The sequence below is a fragment of the Bifidobacterium sp. POST2/T3 (B1) genome (assembly GCF_058197115.1).
Genome location: NZ_JBVPQK010000229.1, coordinates 1 through 4261, shown reverse-complemented (window position 1 = coordinate 4261; position 4261 = coordinate 1). Strand labels below are relative to the sequence as shown.

Here is a 4261-nt window from a genome sequence, read left to right as displayed (position 1 = left end):
CGCTGTGCCTACCAAGGCCGTGCGCACGTTCGACGCCCTGCGCGAGAAGCAGGAAAAGGCCGCCTGAGTCCACGGCCTTTGGCCCGGGTTCATACGGTAAATACAAGAAAATGTTCGGTGATCGGTCTACCAGTCAATGCCGGTCGCCACAAATGAAAGGAAGCCATTATGGCCAAGCTCTCCGCTGACGAGCTCATCGACGCGTTCAAGGAAATGACTCTGGTCGAGCTGTCCGACTTCGTCAAGAAGTTCGAGGACGAGTTCGACGTCGAGGCCTCTGCCCCTGTGGCCGTGGCCGCTGCCGCCCCCGGTGCTCCTGCTCCGGCCGAGGAGGAGAAGACCGAGTTCGACGTCGTCCTCTCCGCCATCGGCGACAAGAAGATTCAGGTCATCAAGGCCGTCAAGGCCATCACCAACCTGGGTCTGGCCGACGCCAAGGCTCTGGTTGACGGTGCTCCCAAGGCCGTCCTGGAAGGCGCCAAGAAGGAAGACGCCGACAAGGCCAAGGCTCAGCTGGAAGAGGCCGGCGCCACCGTCGAGCTCAAGTAGTCATCGGCTCTTCTGAGCCCTTGTATCTTGAAAAGCCCCAAACCGTTAATGACGGTGCGGGGCTTTTTCTTATACATCCCGTCGACCGTGCGCACGAGGTGATTGCGTTGCTCTGTGCCGATCCGCGCCGGTATGTATGGGCCCATGCGCTCTGCAGTCGTGACCGAGGGATGACCCTGTTATTACAATGATTGAAGTTGATCGAAACAGTTTGTTCATGATTGGATTCGCTGCTAAGCTAAGCCCTGTCCTATCGACCACGACGCCGATGCCCAGATATGACAACGAGAGAGCAATCATGACTATCACCTTCACCAACCAGTTCTGGACCGTGACCTCTGGTGACCTGACCGATCGCCGCCGGCCTCTGCAAGCCCCTCCAATGGGGGAGAAGCCCAAGGACGCCAAGCCCATCGTCATCGATCCCTGCCAGCGCCATCAGCCCTGGATCGGGGCCGGAGCCGCCATCACTGATGCCGCAGCTTCGCTGATTTGGGGCAGTCAATCCGCGCAGCAGAGACATGCTCTTCTGGACGATATGTTCAACCCTGACAAGGGCGGCTTTTCGGTCATCCGCATTCCGCTGGGCTCCTGCGAGCCGTCCTCCCAGCCCTACTACACCTATGACGACATCCCCTTCGGCGAGCAGGACAGGGATCTGGCCAGGTTCTCTCTGGGCGAGGGTGAGCCCGGTGCCCCGGACGCCACCAAGGACTACAAGTACATCATCCCCGTCGTGCAAGAGATACTGTCCATCAATCCTGCCGTGAAGATCATCGCATCCCCTTGGACTGCACCAGCCTGGATGAAGAATACCGGCCACCTGTGTATGGGTGGCCATCTTCGTTTCAATGAGTGGACAGGCAACGGCTATGATCCGTTGGAGGACTCTGTCGAAGGGGCCTATGCTCGTTACTTCGCCCGCTACATCGATGAGATGGAGGCCATAGGCATCCCCATCTGGGCGGTCACTGTACAGAACGAGCCCTCCAATGCAGCTCCCTGGCCCGCCATGCTCTGGACGCTGGCCCAGCAGGCCGACTTCGCCCACCGCTTCCTGCGGCCAGCGCTGGATCGACGGCACGCCCAGGTGCGCATTTTCATCAACGATGACTCTGGGCACTGCCTGACCGGACCGGTCGACAAGGATGTCACCGCAGAGCAGGCCCGGTCCATCGACGGTCTTACCTTGCATACCTATGACAACGACTATCCGCATCTGGATTATGCCAACCGGGTCTATCCGCAGTGGCTCTATGGCATGACCGAGCGTCGCTGCATGCTGAACCAGACCCCGGAGGATGCCGCACACATCATGTCTGGCGTCATCGGCAACTGGCTGGTCCGCCATGGCTCTTCCTTCATCACCCTGTGGAACATGGCCCTGGACGAGCGGGGGCTGCCCAACCAGATCGGTGCCGACGGCAGGCGCGGCGTGGTCACCATCGACCATGGCAGCGGCAAGGTCCGCAGGAACCTGGAGTATTTCATGCTCCGTAGCTTCGGCCAGGACGTGGAGCCGGGCTCAGTGGTGATCGACTCCAGCAACTACACCCCGGACGGCTGGAGCGGTTCGTTGGGCTCCGTGGCCTTCCTGGCGCCGGACGGATCCATCGCCGCCCACATCTACAACCCTACGGGCAAGCCTATCAAGGCGGCCATTACCGTCAACGGCTGGGGGGACCGCTGGCAGAGCGTGACCGTGCCCGCCTGGGGGACCGTGACCATGCACGCGACGACGAGTGAGCGGATCAATGATTCGGCCGTGCCCGAGGATGAGGACTTTGCTCTACAGCTGCCTGCGCATACTGTGGACGACAAGGCTCCAGGACAGGACTGAGGCTCAGATTCTGCAAACCGGGAAAGAGCCCGGCGGAAGGAGAAATACGATTATGAAGGAGATTTGGACCGCGACGGCAGGGGATCTGTCCCAGCGGCGAGAACCTATAGCGACCCCTGAGACGACGACTGGGCCCGACGCCGCCGTTCCCATCGTCGTTGATCCCACCAGACGCTATCAGTACTGGGAGGGGGCCGGCGCTGCTCTGACGGATTCCAGCGCCTACCTATTCATGACGGCCATGGATGCCGACCAACGGCATCGGATTCTGACTGAGCTTTTTGATCCGGCTCAGGCGGGCCTGTCCACCTTGAGGATCTCCATGGGGTCCTGCGACTTCTCCAGCCAGCGCTACTACTCCTATGATGACCTGCCTGAGGGAGTACTGTCGGATGCGGGTATGTCCTACTTCTCCATTGGGCAGGGGAAGCCGGGCTCGCCCGAAGCTACCAGGGACATGAAGTACGTGGTCCCCGTCCTTCAGGAGATCATGGCCATCAACCCGGGCGTGCGGATTCTGGCCTCTCCTTGGAGCGCACCCGCCTGGATGAAGGACAGCGGTCGGCTGGACGGGGCTGGTCGTCTGCGGCTGGGACAATACTGCGGCAACGGCTATCGTCGACAGGACACGGTCGATGCGGCCTATGCCCGCTATTTCGTCCGCTTTATCGAGGCCTACCAGAAGCTCGGGATTCCCATTGCAGCAGTGACCATGCAGAACGAGCCCTCAAACAATCCACCCTGGCCTATGACGATTTGGACCCCTGAGGAGCTGGTGCGCTGGGGTGTGGACTACCTGCGTCCGGCACTGGATCGTAGCTTCCCCGAGGTGGAGATCTTCTTCGGTGATGACGGCCTGAGGTTCTTCAGCCGTCCGGTCAGCGATTATATGACCCCTGTCGAAGCCCAGAGCTTTGCCGGTACGGCTATGCATACATATTCCGGCCTGCCCAAGTGGGTCGTGAATGCCACCAGGCAGTTCCCCGGATGGCGCTCGGTCATGAGTGAGCGGCGCTGCATGCTGGACGAGCAGGTGGACGAGGCCAGCCATGTCATGTTCGGAGAGATCGGCATCGGACTGGTCCGCCAGGGCGTGGGCATGATTGACCTGTGGAATCTGGCGCTGGACGAGCAGGGTCTGCCCAGTTGGGCGCGAACCATGGGCCGGCGCGGGGTCATCACCGTCGATTCCCAAACCGGCGGTGTCAAGCGCAACCTGGAATACTTCATGCTCCGTAATTTCGGACAGGATGTGCCGATCGGCGCTCGCAGGGTGGCCTCCACCAGCTATACCCGCGACGGCAGGACAGGCGGTCTGGGCTCGGTTGCCTTCGTTCGCGATGACGGCGAGCTCAGCGTTATCCTCTACAACCCGACCGGAGAGCCTATCCGGGCAGCCCTGACCGTCAATGGCTGGGGCGCCAGCTGGCGACCGGTGAGTGTACCGGCTTTTGGGACGGTCTCCTGTCATGTGTCAGACTCCGACCACGTAAACCGCAGTAGGGTGCCGGAGGATGACCAATTCGTTGTCCATATGACTCCGCACCCAGCTGATGACCACGATGAGGGAGAGGACGACCAGGGCTGATTCGATGATGGCGGCCGCTGATTGACTCTGATGGTTTTATCCGGAGCCAGGGCGGCCGCCATTTTATGCGGTTCACTTCGATGCCCAAGCCTTGCCTGCAGGGAAGGCTCACTGCTCCGGCATGTCTGCCAGTCCTTCATGTGTCCTTTATCAGTTAATTCGGCACGCAATCAATCCTATCTCTGGGTTTCATGACAGAATAGGCGATAGTACCGAGTGAAGGCGGCTGCAGATTTGGGAGGTCGAAAACGTGAGTGACGATCGGCGACCGGGGCAGGTGTGGA

General features: G+C 60.6%; 3 protein-coding genes. All 3 read left to right on the top strand.

Annotation, left to right across the window (positions count from 1 at the left end):
- The first annotated feature begins 168 nt into the window (after positions 1 to 168).
- The 3 genes from rplL (at position 169) to AC0AP0_RS09550 (ending at position 3977) form a co-directional block, all read left to right on the top strand.
- On the top strand, positions 169 to 549 hold the full coding sequence (gene rplL / locus AC0AP0_RS09560; RefSeq protein WP_110425762.1) for a 50S ribosomal protein L7/L12: 381 nt from the start codon (positions 169 to 171) through the stop codon (positions 547 to 549).
- Between the two features lie 298 nt (positions 550 to 847).
- On the top strand, positions 848 to 2389 hold the full coding sequence (locus tag AC0AP0_RS09555) for a glycoside hydrolase family 30 protein (RefSeq protein ID WP_490430293.1): 1542 nt from the start codon (positions 848 to 850) through the stop codon (positions 2387 to 2389).
- A gap of 52 nt (positions 2390 to 2441) precedes the next feature.
- On the top strand, positions 2442 to 3977 hold the full coding sequence (locus AC0AP0_RS09550) for a glycoside hydrolase family 30 protein (RefSeq protein ID WP_490430292.1): 1536 nt from the start codon (positions 2442 to 2444) through the stop codon (positions 3975 to 3977).
- Positions 3978 to 4261: the final 284 nt, after the last annotated feature.